The sequence below is a fragment of the Streptomyces sp. S4.7 genome, from assembly GCF_010384365.1.
Taxonomy (GTDB): Bacteria; Actinomycetota; Actinomycetes; order Streptomycetales; family Streptomycetaceae; genus Streptomyces.
On record NZ_CP048397.1, the window covers coordinates 1639518 to 1663152 of the forward strand.

The 23635-nt window shown below is 70.5% G+C and carries 16 protein-coding genes, 1 tRNA gene and 1 pseudogene; 13 read left to right on the top strand and 5 right to left on the bottom strand.

Features of this window, described 5'->3' with window-relative positions; all coding sequences use genetic code 11:
• The first annotated feature begins 20 nt into the window (after positions 1-20).
• Together SSPS47_RS07245 and SSPS47_RS07250 are read left to right on the top strand one after the other, a co-directional pair.
• Positions 21-836, top strand: a complete 816-nt coding sequence (locus tag SSPS47_RS07245; protein ID WP_147872261.1) for a class I SAM-dependent methyltransferase — start codon at positions 21-23, stop codon at positions 834-836.
• Positions 837-840: 4 nt separating this feature from the next.
• Positions 841-3705: an ATP-dependent helicase C-terminal domain-containing protein gene (locus tag SSPS47_RS07250; protein WP_164249610.1), complete on the top strand. Its 2865-nt coding sequence runs from the start codon at positions 841-843 to the stop codon at positions 3703-3705.
• A gap of 67 nt (positions 3706-3772) precedes the next feature.
• Here the strand turns inward: SSPS47_RS07250 and SSPS47_RS07255 are convergent, their stop codons facing one another.
• On the bottom strand, positions 3773-5446 hold the full coding sequence (locus tag SSPS47_RS07255) for a lytic transglycosylase domain-containing protein (protein ID WP_164249612.1): 1674 nt from the start codon (positions 5444-5446) through the stop codon (positions 3773-3775).
• A 288-nt stretch (positions 5447-5734) separates the two neighbouring features.
• On the opposite strand from SSPS47_RS07255, the gene SSPS47_RS07260 reads away from it, so the two are divergent.
• Positions 5735-6625 carry a DUF4184 family protein gene (locus SSPS47_RS07260; protein WP_164249614.1) on the top strand — a complete coding sequence of 297 codons (891 nt, stop codon included), beginning with the start codon at positions 5735-5737 and terminating at the stop codon, positions 6623-6625.
• Between the two features lie 45 nt (positions 6626-6670).
• Here the strand turns inward: SSPS47_RS07260 and polA are convergent, their stop codons facing one another.
• Positions 6671-9382 carry a DNA polymerase I gene (gene polA, locus SSPS47_RS07265; RefSeq protein ID WP_164249616.1) on the bottom strand — a complete coding sequence of 904 codons (2712 nt, stop codon included), beginning with the start codon at positions 9380-9382 and terminating at the stop codon, positions 6671-6673.
• A gap of 146 nt (positions 9383-9528) precedes the next feature.
• Here polA and SSPS47_RS07270 point away from each other — a divergent pair, with 146 nt between their 5' ends.
• From SSPS47_RS07270 to SSPS47_RS07305, 8 genes are all read left to right on the top strand, one after another.
• On the top strand, positions 9529-11829 hold the full coding sequence (locus tag SSPS47_RS07270) for an FdhF/YdeP family oxidoreductase (RefSeq protein WP_164249618.1): 2301 nt from the start codon (positions 9529-9531) through the stop codon (positions 11827-11829).
• Positions 11830-11951: 122 nt separating this feature from the next.
• The gene (locus SSPS47_RS07275; protein WP_164249620.1) at positions 11952-12455 is read left to right on the top strand and encodes a hotdog fold thioesterase; all 504 of its coding nucleotides are present in this window, start codon (positions 11952-11954) and stop codon (positions 12453-12455) included.
• Positions 12456-12724: 269 nt separating this feature from the next.
• Positions 12725-13321 carry a Tat pathway signal sequence domain protein gene (locus SSPS47_RS07280; RefSeq protein ID WP_164249622.1) on the top strand — a complete coding sequence of 199 codons (597 nt, stop codon included), beginning with the start codon at positions 12725-12727 and terminating at the stop codon, positions 13319-13321.
• Between the two features lie 270 nt (positions 13322-13591).
• Entirely contained in the window at positions 13592-14836 is a 1245-nt protein-coding gene (locus tag SSPS47_RS07285; RefSeq protein WP_164249638.1) for a branched-chain amino acid ABC transporter substrate-binding protein, read from the top strand.
• A gap of 104 nt (positions 14837-14940) precedes the next feature.
• Positions 14941-15870 carry a branched-chain amino acid ABC transporter permease gene (locus SSPS47_RS07290; RefSeq protein WP_147872277.1) on the top strand — a complete coding sequence of 310 codons (930 nt, stop codon included), beginning with the start codon at positions 14941-14943 and terminating at the stop codon, positions 15868-15870.
• 5 nt (positions 15871-15875) lie between these two features.
• Positions 15876-17672, top strand: a complete 1797-nt coding sequence (locus SSPS47_RS07295) for a branched-chain amino acid ABC transporter permease (protein WP_164249640.1) — start codon at positions 15876-15878, stop codon at positions 17670-17672.
• A gap of 4 nt (positions 17673-17676) precedes the next feature.
• Positions 17677-18579: an ABC transporter ATP-binding protein gene (locus tag SSPS47_RS07300; RefSeq protein ID WP_164249642.1), complete on the top strand. Its 903-nt coding sequence runs from the start codon at positions 17677-17679 to the stop codon at positions 18577-18579.
• On the top strand, positions 18576-19292 hold the full coding sequence (locus tag SSPS47_RS07305; RefSeq protein ID WP_078077862.1) for an ABC transporter ATP-binding protein: 717 nt from the start codon (positions 18576-18578) through the stop codon (positions 19290-19292). The genes SSPS47_RS07300 and SSPS47_RS07305 overlap by 4 nt, the downstream gene beginning before the upstream one ends.
• 102 nt (positions 19293-19394) lie before the next feature.
• Here SSPS47_RS07305 and SSPS47_RS07310 read toward each other — a convergent pair whose 3' ends face one another.
• Positions 19395-20045 (bottom strand): response regulator, encoded by a 651-nt coding sequence (locus SSPS47_RS07310; protein WP_164249644.1) that lies wholly within the window; start codon positions 20043-20045, stop codon positions 19395-19397.
• 94 nt (positions 20046-20139) lie between these two features.
• Between SSPS47_RS07310 and SSPS47_RS07315 the strand changes: the two genes are divergently transcribed.
• Positions 20140-20222: transfer RNA gene (locus tag SSPS47_RS07315), tRNA-Leu, on the top strand.
• 84 nt (positions 20223-20306) lie between these two features.
• A pseudogene (locus tag SSPS47_RS07320) lies at positions 20307-21096 on the top strand (helix-turn-helix domain-containing protein).
• Between the two features lie 18 nt (positions 21097-21114).
• Here SSPS47_RS07320 and pyk read toward each other — a convergent pair.
• Positions 21115-22548 (bottom strand): pyruvate kinase, encoded by a 1434-nt coding sequence (gene pyk, locus SSPS47_RS07325; protein ID WP_164249645.1) that lies wholly within the window; start codon positions 22546-22548, stop codon positions 21115-21117.
• A gap of 196 nt (positions 22549-22744) precedes the next feature.
• On the bottom strand, positions 22745-23455 hold the full coding sequence (locus tag SSPS47_RS07330) for an SIMPL domain-containing protein (RefSeq protein WP_164249647.1): 711 nt from the start codon (positions 23453-23455) through the stop codon (positions 22745-22747).
• Positions 23456-23635 lie beyond the last annotated feature (180 nt).

Genomic DNA, 23635 nt, shown 5'->3' on the forward strand with positions numbered 1-23635 from the left:
ACACTACGACGACGGACACGATGAGCCAAGAGCAGGCAGCGCGGCAGGAGCCGGAAGCCACCCGCCGCGACAGCGACAGCACGGAGAGCAGCCGCGCCAACCGGGGCTGGTGGAACCGGAACGCGGACGACTACCAGATCGAGCACGGCACCTTCCTCGGAGACGACCGGTTCGTCTGGGGGCCCGAGGGCCTGGACGAGGTGGAGGCGGAGCTGCTGGGCCCGCCCGAGTCCCTCAAGGATCTCGACGTCCTGGAGATCGGGGCGGGCGCGGCGCAGTGTTCGCGGTGGCTGACGAGGCAGGGCGCGCGCCCCGTGGCGCTCGACCTCTCCCACCGGCAGCTCCAGCACGCGCTGCGCATCGGCGACGACGTACCTCTCGTGGAGGCCGACGCCGGGGCGCTGCCCTTCAGGGACGGCTCCTTCGACCTGGCGTGCTCCGCCTACGGCGCGATTCCCTTCGTCGCCGATCCGGTGCGGGTGTTCCGCGAGGTACGGCGGGTGCTGCGCCCCGGCGGGCGCTGGGTCTTCTCCGTCACGCACCCGATCCGCTGGGCGTTCCCGGACGAGCCGGGGCCGGAGGGCCTGTCGGTGGCCTCGTCGTACTTCGACCGCACGCCCTACGTGGAGCAGGACGAGCAGGGGCGCGCGGTGTACGTGGAGCACCACCGGACGGTGGGTGACCGGGTACGGGACGTGGTGGCGGGCGGTTTCCGGCTGGTCGACCTGGTGGAGCCGCAGTGGCCGGCCTGGAACACCCAGGAGTGGGGCGGCTGGTCGCCGTTGCGCGGGAATCTGATCCCGGGGTCGGCGATCTTCGTCTGCGTACGAGACTGAGGGTGTGATCCGCGACGACGTCCTCGGCAGTCTGCCCGTCCGTACCGCCCTGCCCGCGCTGGAGGCGGCCCTCGACGGGCCGGGGTGCGCCGTGCTGTGCGCGCCGCCCGGCACGGGCAAGACGACGCTGGTCCCGCTGGTGCTGGCCGGGCTCGCAGGGCTCGACGGGGGCGCGCGGGGACCGCGGCGGCGGGTGATCGTCGCCGAGCCGCGCCGGATCGCCGCACGCGCGGCGGCCCGGCGCATGGCGTGGCTGCTGGGCGAGCGGGTCGGCGCCAGCGTCGGCTTCACGGTGCGCGGGGAGCGCGTGGTGGGGCGCGAGACGGTGGTGGAGGTGGTGACCACCGGGGTGCTGCTCCAGCGGCTCCAGCGCGACCAGGAACTCGGCGGCGTCGACGTGGTGATCATCGACGAGTGCCACGAGCGGCACCTGGACGCGGACACGGTGGCGGCCTTCCTGCTGGACGTACGGGCCACGCTCCGTCCCGAGCTGCGGCTGGTGGCCGCGTCCGCGACGACCGACGCCGAGGGGTGGGCGCGACTGCTGGGGGACGCGCCCGTGGTGGAGGCGCGGGGAGTGACGCATCCTTTGGAGGTCGTGTGGGCGCCGCCGCTCCGGCCGGTGCGTCCCCCGCACGGGATGCGGGTCGATCCGGCGCTGCTGACACATGTGGCCTCCGTGGTACGCGGGGCGCTGGCCGAGCGCGCGGGCGATGTGCTGGTGTTCCTGCCGGGCGTCGGTGAGATCGGCCGTGTGGCGGGGCAGTTGGGCGGCCCCGACGAACTGGGCGCCGAGGTGCTCCAGGTGCACGGCAGGGCGCCGGCGGAGGTGCAGGACGCGGTGCTCGCGGGGTCGGGGGACGGCAACCGCCGCGTCGTACTGGCGACTTCGGTGGCGGAGTCGAGCCTGACGGTGCCGGGCGTGCGGGTGGTGGTGGACTCGGGGCTGGCGCGCGAACCGCGTACGGACCACGCACGGGGGCTGAGCGCGCTCACCACGGTGCGCGCCTCGCAGGCGACGGCACGGCAGCGCGGGGGACGGGCGGGGCGCGAGGCGCCGGGCGCGGTGTACCGGTGCTGGGACCAGGCGCAGGACGCGCGGCTCGCGCGGTTCCCCGCGCCGGAGATCAAGGTCGCCGATCTGGCGGCGTTCGCCCTCCAGGCGGCGTGCTGGGGCGACCCGGACGCCTCGGGCCTCGCACTGCTCGACGCGCCGCCCGCGGGGGCGCTGGCCGCCGCGCGTGCGGTACTGACCGCGATCGGCGCGGTGGACGCGGCGGGCCGGGTGACCGGCCGCGGCGTCCGGATGGCCCGCCTCGGCCTGCACCCGCGCCTGGCCCGAGCCCTGCTCGACGGCGCGGCGGAGGTGGGCGCACGCCGGGCGGCGGAGGTGGTGGCGCTGCTGAGCGAGGAACCACCGAGGGCGTACGGGGACGACCTGTCGTCCGCCTGGCGCACGGCGAAACGCGGCGGCGACGGTTACGCGGCACGCTGGCGCCAGGAGTCCCGGAGGCTGGCATCGGCCCTGCCGAGGAGCCCGGAGGGGCGGGGCGGCTCGCACGGGGCCGACGGGGTCGATGCGGCCGGCACCGCAGGCGGCACGGACCGGCACGGCGAGGTCGGCGGAAGGGGCCGTCACGATCGCTCGGCTCGGGGCGACGGAGCCGGACAGGCCGGGAACGACGGCGGCGCCGGCCGGGCCCGGACCGGAAGTGGTGAGCGGCCACAGGACGGCTCGACCCGGGGCGGCGCGGCCGTAGGAGACACCCACGCCGGGCGGGACGACACGGTGGGCGAGGCGCCCCGTAGCGGACGGGACGACGGCGCCGTGCAGACCGGGAGCGGAAGGGGCGAGCGGTCACCCGGCGGTGGAGGCGGCGGGGTGCGTGGTGGGTTGGCCGATGACCTGGTCGTCGGGGTCGTGGCCGCGTACGCGTTTCCCGAGCGGGTGGCGCGGGCGCGGGGCGCCGGGGCGTTTCTCATGGTCTCCGGGACCGGCGCCGAGTTGGGCGAGGGGTCCGCGCTGCGCGACGCGCCGTGGCTGGCCGTCGCCGTCGCGGACCGGCCCGCGACGGCCGTATCGGCGCGGGTGCGGCTGGCCGCCGTCATCGACGAGGTCACCGCCCGCACCGCCGCCGCGCATCTGCTCGTCTCGGGCGAAGAGGTGCGCTGGGAGGACGGTGACGTCGTCGCCAGGGACGTGACGAGGCTCGGCGCGGTCGAACTGTCCACGCGGCCGCTGCGCAAGCCCGACCCGGCACGCGTGCGTGCGGCCCTGCTGGACGGTCTGCGCCGTGAGGGCCCCGGCGCGCTGCTGCGCTGGACGCGGGACACGGAGGCGCTGCGGGAGCGACTGGGCTTTCTGCACCGGGCGTTGGGCACCCCGTGGCCGGACGTCTCGGACGGCGCGCTGCTCGACGGCGCGGACGACTGGCTGGAGCCCGAGCTGTCGAAGGCCCGGCGCCGCGCGGATCTGGCCCGGATCGAGGCGGGCCAGGCGCTGCGGCGCCTGCTGCCGTGGTCCTCGGGCCAGGCGGGGCGGCTGGACGAGCTGGCACCCGAGCGCATCGCGGTGCCGAGCGGGTCGCGCGTACGTGTCGACTACGGCGGGGAGCAGCCCGTACTGGCGGTGAGACTGCAGGAGTTGTTCGGTATGACGGCGACGCCCACGGTCGCGGGGGTGCCGGTGCTGGTCCATCTGCTCTCCCCCGCCGGGCGCCCCGCGGCCGTCACGGCGGACCTGGCGTCCTTCTGGCGGGACGGCTACCGCGCGGTGCGTGCGGAGCTGCGCGGGCGCTACCCGCGGCACCCGTGGCCGGAGGACCCGACGCAGGCGGTGGCGACGCGCAGGCTGAACGACCGGCGGTGAGACATCGAGAGCGCCGCTCTCCCCACCGTGCGGGGGAGAGCGGCGCGCTCGGAGGACCGGACACCCGCTAGGCCGGGGCCGCCACCTTCAGTTCGATCGTGACCTTCGCTCCGCCCGCCGTCTCGATCTGGAGCAGGAACGTGCCGGTCGCGTCGTCCGCGAAGATCTTCGGGAGTACGAGTACACCCTGGTCGTTCGTCTTCAGACCCGTCAGGGAACGGAGCGGCCGGCCGTCCGCGTCCTTGAAGTGCGGGCCCTTGTCGGCCGGCGACGCGTCGGCGGCCGACTTGATCATGGTGGCCTTGACCGCCACACCGCGGGCGATCTCACCCTTGTTGGTGGCCTTGACCTCCACGGAGTCCGCGAACTCCGTGCCCGGCGCCGCCGTCAGCTCCTTGTCGCCGGTCCTGACGACCTCGTCCGCCTGGCGCTCGGTGACCGTCGCCGTGAAGTCGACGGCCGGGACCGTACGGCTCACGACACTGGCCCGCACCGTGAACTCGCCGGTCTTCTCGCCCGCCTGGAGCGCGGGCGCCGCGGCAGTGCCGTCGCTGCCGCTCGTGACGACCGCCTTCTTGCCGCCGCCCGCGAACTTCGCGTCCGTGTCGCCGACGATCAGGAACTGCACCGCCACCTTGCCGACGGCCTTGCCCTTGGCGTCCTCGCCGCGCACGGTGACGCGCTCCGCGAACGCTTCGCCGGCCGTGGCGAAGAGGTTGCCGGTGCCCGCGTTCTCCAGCCGCTGGACGGTCGGCGCCGGAGTGGTGGGCGGCGGCGTCGTCGGGGGCTTCGGAGGGTCGGAGGGCTTCGGGGGCTTGGGCGACTGCGAGTCGCCCGGCTCCGGCGGCTTCGGGGTCGGCGTCGGGCTCGCCGAGCTGCCGGGCGTCGGGCCGGCCGAGCTGCCGGGGCCGCCCGGGTGCAGCGGACCGGGGCCCGAGGGCAGCACGCCCGTGCCGTCCGGCACCTCGTGGCTGCCGCGCTTGTAGTACTCCAGCCAGGACAGGACGGTCGCCAGATACTCCCGCGAGCGGTTGTAACTGAGTATCGCCTGGTCGAGATTGGCCTTCACCGACAGGTCGCGATTATTGGCGCAAAGATAGCGACCGGCGGCCAGCGCCGCGTCGAAGATGTTGTTCGGGTCCTTGCGGCCGTCGCTGTTGGCGTCCTGACCCCAGGTCGCCCAGGTGGACGGGATGAACTGCATCGGGCCCACGGCACGGTCATGGGTCTTGTCGCCGTCGTACGCGCCGTTGTCGGTGTCGGAGATGTTGGCGAAGCCGACACCGTTCAGCACCGGGCCGAGGATCGGCGAGAGGGTGGTGCCGTTGTCGTCGACCCGGCCGCCACGCGCCTGGCCCGACTCGACCTTGCCGATCGCGGCGAGGAGCTGCCACGGGAGATTGCAGCCGGGGTTGCTGCTCGCGATGGTCTGTTCGGCCTGCTTGTACGCGGCCAGCACCGAGGCGGGAATGCCCGCTTCCGCTTCACCCGTGCCCGGCAGATCTATCGAAGTGCCGGGCTTGTCGGGGGTGTTCAGCGGCGGGAGGTCCGTGTGGTACGACGAGTCACCGGAGGCCGAGCCCTCGTCGGGCACGCTCGATCCGGACGCCTGCTTTCCGCTGTCACCACCGCCGGAGACTATCGCGGGGGCCTGTGAGGCGGAGAGTGCGGCGACCGCCAGCGCGGCGACCGCTGTGGTGGTCGCCCCTCTGCGGAGCCGACGGCCGAATTGCGCTGCCATACGTCTGGTCCCTCCCGGTGAACGGCTGTTCGCGCTCCCCAGCGCGAGGACTCAGGCGACCCTACGGCAACTCCCTGTGTACGCACACGGGTCCGTGACCGCTTTTCACCGGTTCGCCACCTCCCGGCCTCCCGCGGGCAGAACCGGTGGCCGGGAACCGACGTCTTTCATGACGTCCTTCATACTGGCTCCCGGTTCCGACCGACCTCTTCCGCCTCCTGCTGACTGCGTGCCAGGTGGGCGTGGCCCCTGCCCGATCGAACGACCACCCGCCCCGGGGAGACCACCTTGCCTTTCACGCTGAGCCATGCCGCCGCGGTGCTGCCGGGCATCAGGAGGGACGGCACGTCGCGCGGGCCCCTGCTCGCCTCCGCGCTCGTCGCCGGATCGATGGCACCCGACATGACGTACTTCGCCGCGACCGCCGTACCGGCCGCGATGGAGTTCGGCGACGTGACTCACGGCCCGCTGGGGCTGTTCACCGTCGATGTCGCCATCGCGGCGGCCCTCGTGGGCCTCTGGCTGATGCTGCGTGAGCCGCTGCTCGCGCTGCTGCCCGCCAACTGGCAGGGGAGGGCGCACACCTTCGTACGAGGACCGGACCGGCGCGGCGGCCGGCCGGCGGCGCTCGCCGCGCGCTTCTACCTCTCCGCGGTGCTCGGCGCGTCGACCCATGTGCTGTGGGACGCGTTCACGCACTTCGACCGGTGGGGCACCCGGATGGTGCCCGCGCTGCGGGACGAGGTCGCGGGCTTCCCCATGTACACGTACACGCAGTACGGCAGTTCTGCCGTGGCCCTGGTGGTGCTCGGCTGGTTCACGGTCAGCGCGCTGCGCCGGCTGCCGCGGGCACCCGCGCCCGCGTCGGTGCCCGTGCTGCCTCGGCGCGAGCGCGCGCTGGCGCACGTGCTGCTCGCGGCGTGCGTACTGCTGGGCACGGCCCACCGGTTCACCCGGTGGTACGCCTACCACGGGCAGGTGTCGACGCCGTTGGACGTCATCCCGACCCTCTGCTTCGGCGCGGGGTCGGGGCTCGCGCTGGGACTGGTGCTGTACGGCGCGGGCATGCGGCTGCGTGGCGCCCGTACGGTGACCGGTTCGCCCGCGAGTGCCGGACGGGCCGCGGACACGGCCGGTCCGGCACTCGAGGAGACGACACGCGGCCCGTCCGGCGACTGAGGCCGGTGCACGGACCCGGTCGGGGCACGGGTGCCCCGACCGCCGTCAGTGCGCGGCCGAGTCCCAGTCCGGGCCCACGCCCACCGAGATGTCCAGCGGCGCCCGCAGCTCGGTCGCCGCGGCCATCTCGCGGATCACCAGCTCCTCCACCCGCTCCCGCTCGCCGGGGGCGATCTCCAGCACGATTTCGTCGTGGACCTGGAGCAGCATGCGTGACGTCAGCCCCGCGTCGGTCAGCGCCTTGTCGACGCGGAGCATCGCGACCTTGACGATGTCGGCTGCGGTGCCCTGGATCGGGGCGTTGAGCGCCATCCGCTCGGCCATCTCGCGGCGCTGGCGGTTGTCGCTGTTGAGGTCCGGGAGGTAGCGGCGGCGGCCGAGCATCGTCTCCGTGTAGCCCGTGGCCCTGGCCTCCTCGACCGCCCGCTGGAGATAGTCCCGCACGCCGCCGAAGCGCTCGAAGAACGTGTCCATCAGGCCGCGCGCCTCCGCCGCCTCGATGTTCAGCTGCTGGGAGAGGCCGAACGCCGAGAGCCCGTACGCCAGTCCGTACGACATCGCCTTGATCTTGCGGCGCATGTCCGCGGTGACCGCCGCGCGCTCCACACCGAACACCTGGGAGGCGACGGTGGTGTGCAGGTCCTCGCCGGAGGTGAACGCCTCGATCAGGCCCGCGTCCTCGGACAGATGAGCCATGACGCGCAGCTCGATCTGGCTGTAGTCGGCGGTCATCAGCGACTCGTAGCCCTCGCCGACGACGAAACCGCGGCGGATCGCGCGGCCCTCGTCGGTGCGCACCGGCACGTTCTGCAGATTGGGGTCGGTGGACGAGAGCCGGCCGGTGGCCGCCACCGTCTGGCTGAAGGTGGTGTGGATACGGCCGTCGGCCGCGATCATCTTGACCAGGCCCTCGACGGTGACGCGGAGCCTGGCCTGCTCACGGTGGCGCAGCATCAGGACCGGCAGCTCGTGCTCGGTCTGCGCGGCGAGCCAGGCGAGCGCGTCGGCGTCCGTCGTGTAACCGGTCTTGGTCTTCTTCGTCTTGGGCAGGCCCAGCTCGCCGAAGAGGACCTCCTGGAGCTGCTTGGGCGAACCGAGGTTGAACTCGTGGCCGACCGCGGCGTGCGCCTCCTTCACCGCCTGCTGGACGGCGGCGGCGAACTGCTCCTCCAGGGCGACCAGATGGGGCCGGTCGGCCCAGATGCCGTTGCGCTCCAGCTTGGCGAGCAGCGCGGAGGTGGGCAGCTCGATGTCCTGGAGCAGCCCGGTGGCCCCGACCTCCTCCAGCCGCCCGGTGAAGGCCTCGCCGAGGTCGAGGATCGCGCGCGCCTGGGTCATCAGCGCGTCCGCCTCGGCCTGGTCGTCGCTGCCGAAGGCGAGCTGTCCGTCGGCGGCGCCTGCCGGGGCCAGTTCACGTCCGAGGTATTCGACGGCGAGCGCGTCGAGCGCGAAGGAACGCCGACCGGGCTTGACCAGATACGCGGCGAGCGCGGTGTCCATGGTCACGCCGCCGACCTGCCAGCCGTGCTCGGGGGCGACCCGCATGGCGCTCTTGGCGTTGTGCAGGACCTTGGGGCGGTCCGCCGCGGCGAGCCAGGTACCGAAGGCCTTCTCGTCGGCCTCGTCGAGTTGTGTGGTGTCGAACCAGGCGGCGGCGCCGTCGGCGGCGGCCAGCGCGACCTCGTTGATGCTGCCCGTGCCGAGCGCCCAGGTGTCGACCAGGGCGACGCCCAGCGGCTCGTCGCCGTGCTCGGCCAGCCAGGGGGCGAGCTCGCCCGAGGCGAGGACCTTGCCGTCGAGTTCGACGCCCGCCGCGGGGGCCGGGGCCTCGTCCTCCACGGCTCCCGGGTCCACGGCGAGCAGCCGCTCGCGCAGGCTCGGATTGCGGATCTCCAGCACTTCGAGGAAACCGGCGACGGCCGTCCGGTCGTACGGGGCGCGCTCCAGGTCCTGCGGGCTCTTCGCCAGCTCGACGGTGCGCACCAGCTCGGTGAGATGGCGGTTGAGCGTCACCGAGGGCAGGTGGTCGCGGAGATTCTGCCCGACCTTGCCCTTCACCTCGTCGGCCCGCTCGACCAGGTCGGCGAAGGAACCGAACTGATTGATCCACTTCGCGGCCGTCTTCTCGCCGACGCCGGGGATGCCCGGCAGGTTGTCCGACGGGTCGCCGCGCAGAGCGGCGAAGTCCGGATACTGCGCGGGCGTCAGCCCGTACTTCTCGTGGACCTTCTCCGGGGTGAAGCGGGTCAGCTCGGAGACGCCCTTGGTGGGATACAGCACCGTGGTGTGCTCGGTGATGAGCTGGAAGGAGTCCCGGTCGCCGGTGACGATGAGGACCTCGAAGCCGGCTTCCTCGGCCTGGGTGGCGAGGGTGGCGATGACGTCGTCCGCCTCGAAGCCCTCGATCGCGAACCGGTGCGCGTGCATCGCGTCGAGCAGCTCACCGATCAGCTCGACCTGGCCCTTGAACTCGTCGGGCGTCTTGGAGCGGTTCGCCTTGTACTCGGGGAACTCCTCCGAGCGCCATGTCTTGCGCGACACGTCGAAGGCCACCGCGAAGTGCGTGGGCGCCTCGTCACGCAGGGTGTTCGCCAGCATCGACGCGAAGCCGTAGACGGCGTTGGTCGGCTGCCCGGAGCTGGTGGTGAAATTCTCCGCGGGCAGCGCGAAGAACGCCCGGTACGCCAGGGAGTGCCCGTCCATGAGGAGCAGGCGAGGACGGTTGTCTGCGGTCTTCTTCGACGCTTTCTCAGCCACGTACCCGATCCTGCCACGCCCCACTGACAATCCTGACCGGCGCACTGCGCCCCGACGGGCGCCCGGCGGTGCGTGGCAGGATCGAGGGACAGGACAGCAACAGCACGCGCGGGAGGAGTCCCGGCGTACGAACTTGGGAGAGCGTGATGGCCAGCAAGCCGCCCTCGGGTGACCCGGTCCAGGACGCACCGCAGGTCGCCGCCCCCCGGCACAGCGCCGCCGGGCTGCCCGCCGTCGCGCATTCGCTGCGGGTCGCCCAGCAGCAGATGGGCGTCACCCGCGCGGCGCGGACGCTGCTCAAGGTCAACCAGAAGGACGGCTTCGACTGTCCGGGCTGCGCCTGGCCGGAGGGCGACCACCGGCACACCGCGGAGTTCTGCGAGAACGGCGCGAAGGCGGTCGCCGAGGAGGCGACGCTGCGCCGGGTGACGCCCGACTTCTTCGCCGCGCACCCGGTGGCCGATCTGGCGACCCGCAGCGGCTACTGGCTGGGGCAGCAGGGCCGTGTCACCCGGCCGATGCTCCTGGAGCGCGGCGCGGGCGGGAGCGACGGCGGGGACCGGTACGAACCGGTGGGCTGGGAGCGCGCGTTCGCGATCATCGCCGAGGAACTGCGGGCACTGGACTCCCCCGACGAGGCGCTGTTCTACACCTCGGGACGTACGAGCAACGAGGCGGCCTTCCTCCTCCAGCTGTTCGCCCGCGAGTTCGGCACGAACAATCTGCCGGACTGCTCCAACATGTGCCACGAGTCGTCCGGTTCGGCGCTCGCCGAGACCCTGGGCGTCGGCAAGGGCAGCGTCTCCCTGGAGGACCTGCACCGGGCCGACCTGATCATCGTGGCCGGGCAGAACCCGGGGACCAACCACCCCCGGATGCTCTCCGCCCTGGAGAAGGCCAAATCCGCGGGCGCGAAGATCATCTCGGTCAACCCGCTGCCCGAGGCCGGCCTGGAGCGGTTCAAGAATCCGCAGACCCCGCAGGGCATGGTCAAGGGCGCGGCGCTGGCCGACCTCTTCCTCCAGATCCGCATCGGCGGCGACCAGGCCCTGTTCCGGCTGCTCAACAAGCTGATCCTCGACGCGGCGAAGGCCGACCCGGCCGTGGTCGACGAGGCGTTCGTCGCCGAACACACCCACGGCTTCGAGGAGTTCGCCGCCGCGACGCGCGCCGCGGACTGGGACGAGACCCTCACCGCGACGGGCCTCGAACGGGACGACATCGAGCGCGCGCTGGCCATGGTGCTGGCGTCGAAGCGCACCATCGTCTGCTGGGCGATGGGCCTCACCCAGCACAAGCACTCCGTCGCGACCATCCGCGAGGTCGTCAACTTCCTGCTGCTGCGCGGCAACATCGGCCGGCCCGGCGCCGGGGTGTGCCCCGTACGCGGCCACTCCAACGTCCAGGGCGACCGCACCATGGGCATCTTCGAGCGGCCCGCGCCGGCGTTCCTCGACGCCCTGGACCGGGAGTTCGGCATCACCTCTCCGCGCCACCACGGCTACGACGTCGTACGGGCCATCCGCGCCCTGCGCGACGGCGACGCGAAGGTCTTCTTCGCCATGGGCGGCAACTTCGTCTCGGCGTCGCCGGACACCGAGGTGACCGAGGCGGCGATGCGCACCGCGCGGCTCACCGTGCATGTCTCGACCAAGCTCAACCGCTCGCACGCGGTGACCGGCGCGCGCGCCCTGATACTGCCCACCCTCGGCCGTACCGACAAGGACGTGCAGGCGGGCGGCAGGCAGATAGTGACCGTGGAGGACTCGATGGGCATGGTGCACGCCTCACGCGGCAACCTCGCCCCCGCGAGCCCCCACCTGCTGTCCGAGCCGGCGATCGTCGCCCGGCTGGCGCGGGCCGTCCTCGGCCCCGAGTCGCCGACTCCGTGGGAGGAGTTCGAGAAGGACTACGCGTCGATCCGCGACCGCATCTCGCGAGTCGTTCCCGGCTTCGAGGACTTCAACGCGCGCGTCGCGGAGCCCGGCGGGTTCCGGCTTCCGCACGCCCCGCGCGACGAACGCCGCTTCCCCACCGCCACCGGCAAGGCCAACTTCACGGCGGCGCCCGTCGAGTACCCGGAGCTGCCCGCGGGCCGGCTGCTGCTCCAGACACTGCGCTCGCACGACCAGTACAACACCACGATCTACGGCCTGGACGACCGCTACCGGGGCATCAAGGGCGGCCGTCGCGTCGTCCTGGTGAACGCGGACGACGCCCGCGAACTGGGCCTGGCCGACGGCTCGTACACGGATCTGGTCGGTGAGTGGAGGGACGGCGTCGAGCGGCGCGCCCGCGGTTTCCGGGTGGTGCACTACCCCACGGCCCGCGGCTGCGCCGCCGCCTACTACCCGGAGACGAACGTGCTGGTGCCGCTGGACTCGACGGCCGACACGAGCAACACCCCGGCGAGCAAGTCCGTCGTGGTGCGCTTCGAGCAGCGCTGACGGAACAGACCCGGCCTGCCTAAGCGTTCGCTCAGTCATCTGATAAGACGGTGCGGACCAGCGCACCGAACAAGGTGCATTGAACACCTGTCGCATCACGAAGCCGATCGGAGCCGGACCCCATGGGTGAACAGCCCACAGCGAACGACCAGACAGCACCCACGTTCCCGCAGGAGGTCATCGACGAGTACGCGCCGTACGACATGGACCTGACGTCGTTCTTCTCCGCCGGCAACCTCGGCACCCGGATGGGCCTGGTGGTCACCGAGGCGTCCGCCGACCGCGTCGTCGCCACCATGCCCGTCGAGGGCAACACCCAGCCGTACGGACTGCTGCACGGCGGCGCCTCGGCCGTACTCGCCGAGACCCTCGGCTCCATCGGCGCGATGCTCCACGGCGGGCGCAACAAGATCGCCGTGGGAGTGGACCTCAACTGCACCCATCACCGCGCCGCACGCCACGGGGTGGTGACCGGCGTCGCCACCCCGGTCCACCGCGGCCGGTCCACCGCGACGTACGAGATCGTCATCACCGACGAGCAGGACAAGCGGGTGTGCACGGCCCGGCTGACGTGTCTGCTCCAGAGCGGCGACGGCACCTCCTTCATCCCGACAAAAGAGGCTTGAGCCGAACCTCAAGGGGACCTCAAGCGGGCCGGGGGAAGCGTCGAACGGGCTTCTCCCGGCCGGCGGTGACCAACAGGTGAGACGCGGGACGGCCGTCCGACCGCCGCGAAACACAGCCGAAACGAAGGCCCGCAAAGCACGTCGCGGCGCACCGGCCATCCGCCGGACCCCGCACGGGAGGGCCAGGTCGGAACCCCGATGGTGACGTTATGTAACGCCTTGCGGTGCGATCCATTGTCCTGTCGCACGATGCGCACTAGCGTCGGCACATGAGCGGTATCGGCCCCGTCGAACCGGGCGAGTACACCTATCACCACCCGCAGGCCCCGCTCGCCGCGGCGACGCCGGTCCCCGTCCGCCTCACCGTGCCTCCGCGCCACCGCCGCAAGGCCGCGCTTGCCGCCGCCGCGACCGTCACCGCGGGCGTGTGCGTGTACGTCCTCAACGCCCCCGAGCCACCGCCCGCGCCGCCACCGCCCTGGCCCTCGCAGGTCGTCGGCTTCAACTACGCCGGAGCCTCCGCCGAGGCCGACCGCCCCGGCGCGTTCACCTTCGACATCGACATCTCCACCGAACCCGGCCGGCGGGTGACGATCGACGCCGTCACCCAGCCCTCGGCGGCGCTCGCCGTGTCCACCCTGCCGTCCGCACCCTTCACCGTGGAGCCCGGCGGATCCCGCCAGGTACAGGTGACCGTCTACGTGCTCGACTGCGGGGAAGTGCCGCGGAACGCCGGACTGCCTTTCCTGGATGTCACCCTGCGTAACGAACGGGCGGTCCAGAAACAGAGCCGCATCCTCGGCGGCGGCTACCCGGAAGACCTCGGCGCGGCCATCGAAAAGGCCTGCGACCGTCCCGCTCCGTAACCGGCCGGTTACCGTTACGGTCCTGCTGGTTCTCAGCATATGGACTTCCGAACGGTCTCAAATCACACGTCTTTCCCTTCCCGGCCGGGCTTCACCGCGCCCCCGTCATAACAAGAGCGTCACATCATGGGCCGCACCTCTGCACCACCCCCACCAGCGCGCTTAGAGTCACGGCCAGTCACCGCGCCACCGGATTACTTATCAGTTCGGTTCCAGCGCTCGACCCGGCTTCTCAATCAGGGACAGCCGTGCCAGGGGAAAGGACTGATCGTGCGTCACCGTTCCTTGTTCATAGTCACCACTGCGGTCACCGTAGGAGCCCTCACGCTGTCCGCTTGCGGCTCCCGCGACGACAGCAGCGAAGGAGGCAGCGGCGGCGGCGGAGAGACGACCGTCGTCATCGGCCTCGACGCGCCGCTGACCGGAGACCTCTCCGCGCTCGGCCAGGGCATCAAGAACTCCGCCGACCTCGCCGTCAAGACGGCCAACAAGAACAACGAAGTCGAAGGCGTCACCTTCAAGCTGGAGGCGCTCGACGACGTTGCCCAGGCCGCGACCGGCCAGCAGAACGCCACCAAGCTCGTCGGCGACGACGAGGTCATGGGTGTCGTCGGCCCCCTGAACTCCGACGTCGGCCAGTCGATGCAGAAGGTCTTCGCCAACGACAACCTGGTCCAGGTGTCGCCCGCCAACACCAACCCCGAGCTCACGCAGGGCAAGGACTGGCAGGCCGGCAAGAAGGTCCGCGGCTTCGACACGTACTTCCGCACGTCGACCACGGACGCCATCCAGGGCCCGTACGCCGCGCAGTACATGTTCAACGACAAGAAGCTCAAGAAGGTCTATGTCATCGATGACAAGAAGACCTACGGAGCCGGTCTGGCCGCCACCTTCTCCACCGAGTTCAAGAAGCTCGGCGGCAAGGTAGTGGGCACCGACCACATCAACCCGGACGACAAGGACTTCTCGTCCGTGGCGAGCAAGGTCGCGCAGACCGACGCCGAGTTCGTCTACTACGGCGGCGAGTACCCGGCCGGCGCCCCGCTGGCCAGCCAGATCAAGAACGCCGGCGCCAAGATCCCCACCGTCGGTGGTGACGCTCTCTTCAGCGCCGAGTACATCAAGCTGGGCAAGAAGAACTCCGAAGGCGACTTCGCCAGCTCCGTGGGCGCGCCCCTGGAGACCCTGGAGACCGCCAAGAAGTTCATCGCGGACTACTCGGCCGGCGGCTACGACGGCGCCTTCGAGGCGTACGGCGGCTACTCCTACGACTCCACCTGGGCGATCATCCAGGCGGTCAAGGCCGTCGTCGAGAAGAACGACGGCAAGCTGCCCGGCGACGTCAAGGACGCGCGCAAGCAGATCACCGAGGCCATGCAGGACGTCAAGTTCGACGGAGTCACCGGATCGGTCGGCTTCGACGAGTTCGGCGACACCGTGAACAAGCAGCTCTCCCTCTACGAGGTCAAGGGCGGCAAGCACGTCCCCGTCAAGACGGGCGTGTTCGAGGGCTGACCGGGCTGACCAGCCCTCCCTCCATATAGGACCTACCACCGCGCGGGGGCGCCACAGCGCCCCCGCGCGGCCGTATCTGACCCCACTCATTCGGAGGCCCCGCGGTGAACGATCTGCCGCAGCAACTTGCCAACGGCCTGCTACTCGGCGCGCTGTACGGACTCATCGCAATCGGTTACACGATGGTCTATGGCATAGTCCAGCTCATCAATTTCGCCCATGGCGAGATATTCATGATCGGCGGCTTCGGTGCGCTGACAGCATTCCTCTGGCTGCCCGACGGCACCAGCCTGCTCATCGCGCTGCCCCTCATGATCCTCATGGCGATGGCCTGCTCCGTGCTCGTCGCTGTAGGAGCCGAACGCTTCGCCTACCGGCCCCTGCGCAACGCACCCAGGCTCGCACCACTGATCACCGCGATCGGCCTCTCCATCGCACTGCAGCAAGCGGTCTGGGCCTTCTACCCCGACGCCACGAAGTCCAGGCCGTTCCCCGAATTCGAAGGCGGCCGACTCGACTTCGGCGCCTTCGCCATCAGCCGCGGCGACCTCTTCCTGCTCATCGCCGCCCCCCTGTGCATGATCACCCTCGGCTTCTTCGTCTCCAAGACCCGCACCGGGCGCGCCATGCAGGCCACGTCGCAGGACCCGGACACGGCCAAGCTGATGGGCATCAACACCGACCGCATCATCGTCACCGCCTTCGCGATCGGAGCGGCCTTCGCCGCCATCGCCGCCGTCGCCCACGGCCTCAAGTACGGCGAGGTCAACTTCAAGATGGGCTTCATCGCCGGACTCAAGGCGTTCACCGCCGCGGTCCTCGGCGGTATCGGCAACATCTACGGCGCCATGATCGGCGGACTCGTCCTCGGCCTCTCCGAGGCCATGGCCACCGCCTACATCGAGAACATCCCCGGCATGTCCCAGCTCGGCGGCGGCGCCTGGAAGGACGTGTGGGCGTTCGTCCTCCTCATTCTCGTCCTGCTGCTGAGGCCCCAGGGTCTGCTCGGCGCACGCGTCTCGGATAGGGCGTGACACCGATGACCACGACAATCGACAAAACCGCGACCCCCGCCCCCGGCCCGAACCCCCCGGTCATCGGCCTGCCCCTGTCGGCAGCCCGCGCCGGCACCGGCATCGGCGCGATCGCCACCTTCGCGAGCACCTTCCTCGCCTGGACCTGGACCGCGGCCTTCCCCGGCGACCTCAGCGTCACCGGATACCCCGGCGGCCTCCAGGTACTCACGCTCACCGGCGCGATCCTGACGCTCCTGTTCGTCCTCGCCGGCTACGAGATCCGCGGTCTGCGCTGGCTCTCACCCGCCGGCAAGAACGGGCCCGCCCTCCTCTTCGCCCTCGGCACGTTCGTCACCACCTGGTTCACCGTGATCGCCATCACCGTGGACCTCGGCGGGCTCGCCAACCTCGAACCCGGCGCCTACGTCGCGGCAGTGGCCTCACTGATCGCCCTCGTCGCCGCGCTCGGACTGCCCTCCGACGTCGCCGCCGAAAGCACCGGCACCAACGCCTGGCAGCGGTTCGTCCACTGCTTCAAGGCCCCCGTGCCCAAGGAAGCGACGGCGCTCCCCGGCTGGGCCGAAATCCTCATCATCGCCGTCTCGTTCGGCCTCGGTCTGTACGTCTTCACGTACGGGATCGACATCGACTCCGACAACCCCCAGCTGTTCATCGGCTTCCTCATCCTCGTCGGATTCGGCGCCACGGCGATCTCCCGCGCCGGCCTCAACCGCCGCCTCGCGGGCCTCACCAGCAAGCACAAGAACGTCACCGTGACCGCGGCCTTCGTCGCCGCGTTCGCCTTCCCGTTCACCCAGAGCAACGACGCGTACGCCACCATCGGCACGAACATCCTGATCTTCGCCACCGTCGCCCTGGGCCTCAACGTCGTCGTCGGCCTCGCCGGCCTCCTCGACCTCGGATACGTCGCGTTCCTCGGCGTCGGCGCCTACACGGCCGCCCTCGTCTCCGGCTCGCCGTCCTCCACGATCGGCCTGCACCTGCCGTTCTGGGCCGCGGTCCTGTGCGGCGCCGCCGCCTCACTGATCTTCGGTGTCGTCATCGGCGCGCCCACACTGCGCCTGCACGGCGACTACCTCGCCATCGTCACCCTCGGCTTCGGTGAGATCTTCCGCATCACGATGCAGAACCTCGACGGCTCCTCCGGCCCCGACGTCACCAACGGATCCAACGGCATCCCCAACATCCCGGACCTCGAACTCTTCGGGTTCAACCTCGGGGAGTCCCATACGATCCTGGGGATGGAGCTGGGCAGGTTCTCCAACTACTACCTGCTCATGCTCCTGTTCACCATCGTCGTGGTGACCGTCTTCCGCCGCTCCGACCAGTCCCGCATCGGCCGCGCCTGGGTCGCCATCCGCGAGGACGAGACAGCCGCCAGGGCCATGGGCATCAACGCCTTCCGGCTCAAGCTGCTCGCCTTCGCCCTCGGCGCCACCCTCGCCGGCATGGCCGGCACCGTACAGGCACACGTGACCTTCACCGTCACACCCGCCCAGTACAAGTTCGTCGAGGCCGTACCGCCGAACTCCGCCTTCCTGCTCGCCGCCGTCATCCTCGGCGGCATGGGCACGGTCAGCGGACCGCTCATCGGCGCGGCGCTGCTCTACCTCATCCCGGCGAAGCTCCAGTTCATGGCCGACTACCAGCTCCTGCTCTTCGGCCTCGCGCTCATCCTCCTCATGCGCTTCCGCCCCGAGGGCCTCATCGCCGACCGCAGGAAGCAGCTGGAATTCCACGAGACCGGGCAACTCGACGCCCCCACGGGCGATATCGGCCTCAAAAAGGCGGGGGTGTGACCCAATGACCACCGACATCCAGCCCACCGACTCCGGCGCCGCCGGACCGGGCACCGCCACCGGAACGGCCGTACTCGAAGCCACCGGCGTCACGAAGAAGTTCGGCGGACTCACCGCCGTGAAGAGTGTCGACCTGCGCGTCAACTCCGGCGAGATCGTCGGTCTCATCGGCCCCAACGGCGCCGGCAAGACCACCTTCTTCAACTGCCTCACCGGTCTGTACGTCCCCACCGAGGGCACCGTCAGCTACAAGGGCACCGTCCTGCCGCACCAGTCCCACCTGGTCACCAAGGCGGGGATCGCCCGTACGTTCCAGAACATCCGCCTCTTCGCCAACATGACCGTCCTGGAGAACGTCCTCGTCGGACGTCACACCAGGACCAAGGAAGGGCTCTGGTCCGCCCTCCTGCGCGGACCCGGCTTCAAGAAGGCGGAGAAGGAGTCCGAGGCACGCGCCATGGAACTCCTGGAGTTCACCGGACTCGCCGCCAAGCGCGACCACCTCGCCCGCAACCTCCCCTACGGAGAACAGCGGAAACTGGAGATCGCGCGCGCCCTCGCCAGCGACCCGGGCCTCCTCCTGCTCGACGAGCCCACCGCGGGCATGAACCCGCAGGAGACCCGCACCACGCAGGACCTGGTCTTCGCCATCCGCGACCAGGGCATCGCCGTACTCGTCATCGAGCACGACATGCGCTTCATCTTCAACCTGTGCGACCGCGTCGCCGTCCTCGTCCAGGGCGAGAAGCTCGTCGAGGGCACCGCCGAGGTCGTCCAGGCCGACGAGCGCGTCGTCGCCGCCTATCTCGGCACCCCCTACGAGGGCGCCCCCGGCGCCGAGGAGGTCTCCGAGGTGGAGGCCGCGGAGGCACACAGCACGGCAGGCACAGAAGGAGACACCAAGTGACCGCACTACTGGAGGTGGAGGACCTCAAGGTCGCCTACGGCAAGATCGAAGCCGTCAAGGGCATCTCCTTCAGCGTCGAAGCCGGTCAGATCGTCACGCTCATCGGCACCAACGGCGCGGGCAAGACGACCACGCTGCGCACCCTGTCCGGGCTGCTCAAGCCCTCCGGCGGCCGGATCGTCTTCGACGGCCAGCCGCTGAACGGCGTCGGCGCGCACAAGATCGTCGCGATGGGCCTCGCGCACTCCCCCGAGGGCCGCAGGATCTTCCCGCGGCTCACGATCGCGGAGAACCTCAAGCTCGGCGCCTTCCTCCGGAAGGACACCGCCGGGATCGAGAAGGACATCAAGCGCGCCTACGAACTGTTCCCGATCCTCGGCGAACGCAGCAAGCAGGCGGCGGGCACCCTCTCCGGCGGCGAGCAGCAGATGCTCGCCATGGGCCGGGCGCTGATGTCGCAGCCCAAGCTACTCATGCTGGACGAGCCGTCCATGGGACTCTCGCCGATCATGATGCAGAAGATCATGGCGACGATCGCCGAGCTGAAGTCGCAGGGCACGACGATCCTCCTCGTCGAGCAGAACGCCCAGGCGGCGCTGTCACTGGCCGACCAGGGCCATGTGATGGAGGTCGGCAAGGTCGTGCTCTCGGGCACCGGACAGGACCTGCTGGTCGACGAGTCGGTACGCAAGGCGTACCTGGGCGAGGACTGAACCGCAGGCACGGATACGAGAAGGCCCGCGCCCCCGAGGGGGTCGCGGGCCTTCTCGCGTACGCGGGTCGGCTTCGCGGACGCCGTGACCGTGCGGGGGCGTCTACCGCCCCTTCGCGGCCTTCTTCTCCTCGGCGTCCTCGATGACGGCCTCGGCGACCTGCTGCATCGACAGCCGCCGGTCCATCGAGGTCTTCTGGATCCACCGGAAGGCGGCGGGCTCGGTGAGGCCGTACTGGGTCTGGAGGATCGACTTGGCGCGGTCCACGAGCTTGCGCGTCTCCAGCCGGGTCGTCAGATCGGCGACCTCCCGCTCAAGGGCCTTGAGCTCGTTGAAGCGCGAGACGGCCATCTCGATGGCGGGCACGACGTCGCTCTTGCTGAACGGCTTCACGAGATACGCCATCGCCCCGGCGTCCCGGGCACGCTCGACGAGATCGCGCTGGGAGAAGGCGGTGAGCATCAGGACGGGGGCGATGGACTCCCCCGCGATCCGCTCGGCGGCGGAGATGCCGTCGAGGACGGGCATCTTCACGTCGAGGATGACGAGGTCGGGCTTGTGCTCCCGGGCGAGCTCGACGGCACGCTCACCGTCACCGGCCTCGCCCACGACGGAGTAGCCCTCTTCCTCGAGCATCTCCTTGAGATCGAGACGGATGAGCGCCTCGTCCTCGGCGATGACGACCCGGGTCGTCAGGGGCGGGACATGCGACTTGTCGTCGTCGACGGGCTGGGGCGACTCGGGGGCGGTCACTGAGGCTCCTCGTAACTGGCAGATACTGCTGGCCACGAGAGTACCCAGCTGCGTCGCCCTGTGGTGAACCGGTAGACTCCTCTCGCGTCGACCGGCCGGGTTGGTGGAACGGTATACACGGAGGTCTCAAACACCTCTGCCCGAGAGGGCTTGCGGGTTCGAGTCCCGCACCCGGTACGCGTAACGAAGTGGATGTTCACGTTCTGGTGAACATCCATTTTTCGTTGCGCAGAGCGATGAGGAATCACGCACCGTAGTTCCATGAACTTCCACGGCACCGAAGTGCGCCAGAAGGCGCTCACCCTGCTGCGTGACGGTGTGAGCAACAGAGAAGTGGCCGACCGGATGAAGATCCCGCTCGGCACCATCGGCTACTGGCTGCACATGGATCGCGCCAAACGGGGGTGAGTGTCCGGGGAAGGGCTTCCGGCCGTGTCCGCGCTGCGACGGACGGGAGCTCGACAATGCGGCCTACGCGTACCTCCTGGGGCTCTACCTCGGCGACGGGCACATCAGCCGGCACGCGAACGTCCGGGTGCCGAGCCTTGCCATCACCTGCGCCGAGAGCTGGCCGGGGCTGATGGACGAGTGCGAGGCTGCGATGCGCGCGGTCTTCCCCGACAACTCCGTCCGCCGGGTCCGAAGGACCGGATGCAGCAACGTGAAGGTCTACTCGAAGCACGTCTTCTGCCTCTTCCCGCAGCACGGTCCCGGCAGGAAGCACGAGCGGCCCATCGTGCTCGTCGACTGGCAGCGGGAGATCGTGGACGCCCACCCGTGGCAGCTGATACGCGGGTTGATCCACTCCGACGGCTGCCGCAACATGAACTGGACCGTCCGCGTCGTCAAGGGCGAACGCAAGCGGTACGAGTATCCCCGCTACTGGTTCACCAACGTCTCCGACGACATCCGGCGGCTCTACACCGACACGCTCGACCGGCTCGGCGTGGAGTGGAAGCACTGCACCCGGCACGGGCAGCCGTACAACATCTCCGTCGCCCGCAAGGCGTCCGTCGCGCTCATGGACGCCCATGTCGGGCCGAAGTACTGAACTCCGGCCCGAGGCGGGCTACTTCGGGCTGTCGTCCTCGCCGATGTGGTGGACGCGGACCAGGTTCGTCGAGCCCGCGACCCCCGGCGGGGAGCCCGCCGTGATCACCACCACGTCGCCCTTCGCGCAGCGGCCGATCCGCAGCAGCTGCTCGTCCACCTGGTCGACCATCGCGTCCGTCGACTCCACGTGCGGGCCGAGGAACGCCTCCACACCCCAGGTGAGGTTCAGCTGCGCGCGCGTCGCCGGGTCCGGGGTGAAGGCCAGGAGCGGGATCGGTGAGCGGTAGCGGGAGAGGCGTTTGACCGTGTCGCCGGACTGGGTGAACGCGACCAGGAACTTCGCGCCGAGGAAGTCGCCCATCTCGGCCGCCGCGCGGGCGACCGCGCCGCCCTGGGTGCGGGGCTTGCTGCGCTCGGTGAGCGGGGGCAGGCCCTTGGCCAGGACGTCCTCCTCCGCCGCCTCGACGATGCGGCTCATCGTGCGGACCGTCTCGACCGGGTACTTGCCGACGCTCGTCTCGCCGGAGAGCATCACCGCGTCGGTGCCGTCGATGACGGCGTTGGCGACGTCGGACGCCTCCGCGCGGGTCGGCCGGGAGTTGTCGATCATCGAGTCGAGCATCTGCGTGGCGACGATGACCGGCTTCGCGTTGCGCTTCGCGAGCTTGATCGCGCGCTTCTGCACGATCGGCACCTGCTCCAGCGGCATCTCGACGCCGAGGTCGCCCCGGGCGACCATGATGCCGTCGAACGCGGCGACGATGTCGTCTATGTTCTCCACGGCCTGCGGCTTCTCGACCTTGGCGATGACGGGGACGCGCCGGCCTTCCTCGTCCATCACGCGGTGGACGTCGTCGATGTCGCGTCCGCTGCGCACGAAGGAGAGGGCGACGACGTCGGCGCCGATGCGCAGGGCCCAGCGGAGGTCGTCGATGTCCTTCTCGGAGAGCGCGGGGACGGACACCGCGACGCCGGGGAGGTTGAGGCCCTTGTTGTCGGAGACCATGCCGCCTTCGACGACGGTGGTGCGGACGCGGGGTCCGTCGACCTCGGTGACCTCCAGGGTCACCTTGCCGTCGTCGACCAGGATGCGTTCGCCGGTGGTCACGTCGTCGGCGAGTCCCTCGTAGGTCGTGCCGCAGGTGTGGCGGTCGCCTTCGAGGGGTTCGACGGTGATGATGAATTCGTCGCCGCGTTCAAGGAGTACGGGACCTTCGCGGAAGCGTCCGAGGCGGATCTTCGGGCCTTGAAGGTCGGCGAGGATTCCCACGCTGCGGCCGGTCTCCTCGGCCGCTTTGCGTACGCGCTGGTAGCGCTCCTCGTGCTCGGCGTAGCTGCCGTGGCTGAGGTTGAAGCGGGCGACGTCCATTCCGGCCTCGACCAGTGCTTTGATCTGGTCGTAGGAGTCGGTGGCGGGCCCCAGGGTACAGACGATTTTCGCTCGGCGCATGGTTCGAGACTAAACCTTACCGTCGGGTAGGTAATTGGTCTCACATGACTACTCAACAACCTTTGCATGAAAGGTTGTTGACAAGTGTTGAAGTGCGCGCACGGCCGCTCTGATGAGCGTTATTCGGAGGTTGTCGGCACGGGGCCCGGCCGGAGCCGGGCCCGTCGCGGAGCCGGGACCGTCGCGGAGCCGGGACTCAGAGGATCGGCGGCGTCATCGTGAAGCGCGCGTTCACCTGCGCGTAGACGGTCTGCCGCTGCGGTTCGAGGTCGAGGGCGGGCGCCGCGCCGGCGGCCTCGGGGGCTCCGCCGTAACCCATCGCGTACGGGGCGGCACGTGGCGCGTACGGCACGGCGTTCTCGGCCCCGATGTCGGCGAGTTCGACGAGTGCCGCGAGGCCGGCGCCGAGGGCCCCGGCGTACTCGCGGGCCCGCTGGACCGCTTCGCGGACCGCCTGCCTGCGCGCCTCGCCGTGTGCGGGGGAATCGGGGCGCAGGGCCCACCAGGGGCCGTCGACGGTGGTGAGTTCGAGGTCGGCGAGGCGGGTGGTGAGTTCGCCGAGTGCGGTGAAGTCGGAGAGTTCGGCGCTGATGGTCACCCGGCCGTGGTAGGCGCGGATCCGTTCGCCGCGGCCGTGCCGGGTCAGTTCCGGGTTGATGGAGAAGGAGCCGGTCTCCAGCTTCTCCACGGCGTCCGCGTAGGACTTGATGAGTGTCAGGGCCTCGTTGTTGCGGCGGGTGAGGTCGTCGAGCGCGGTGCGCCGGTCGGTGCCGCGCGCGCCGACCGAGACGCCGATCCTGGCGATCTCGGGGTCGAACTCAAGGCGCGCCTCGCCGCGGACGGCGACCCTCGGGGTCTCGGGGGTGCCGTAGGGGGCGGAGCCGGCGGTGGGGGCGTCGGTGGTCACGGGTGGGTTCTCCCTCGTACGGCGGCGAGTTGTGGGGTGGTACGGGCCTCTCGGCCACTCTCCCACCCGGCTCCGGCCGGGGCACGACTTTCGGCGGTCATCGGATCGAAACCCTGCGGGGGTGTTCCATCGGGCGTTCCTGCGTCAGAATCTAGCCGCCCTATCTACGCGCGTTGTGCG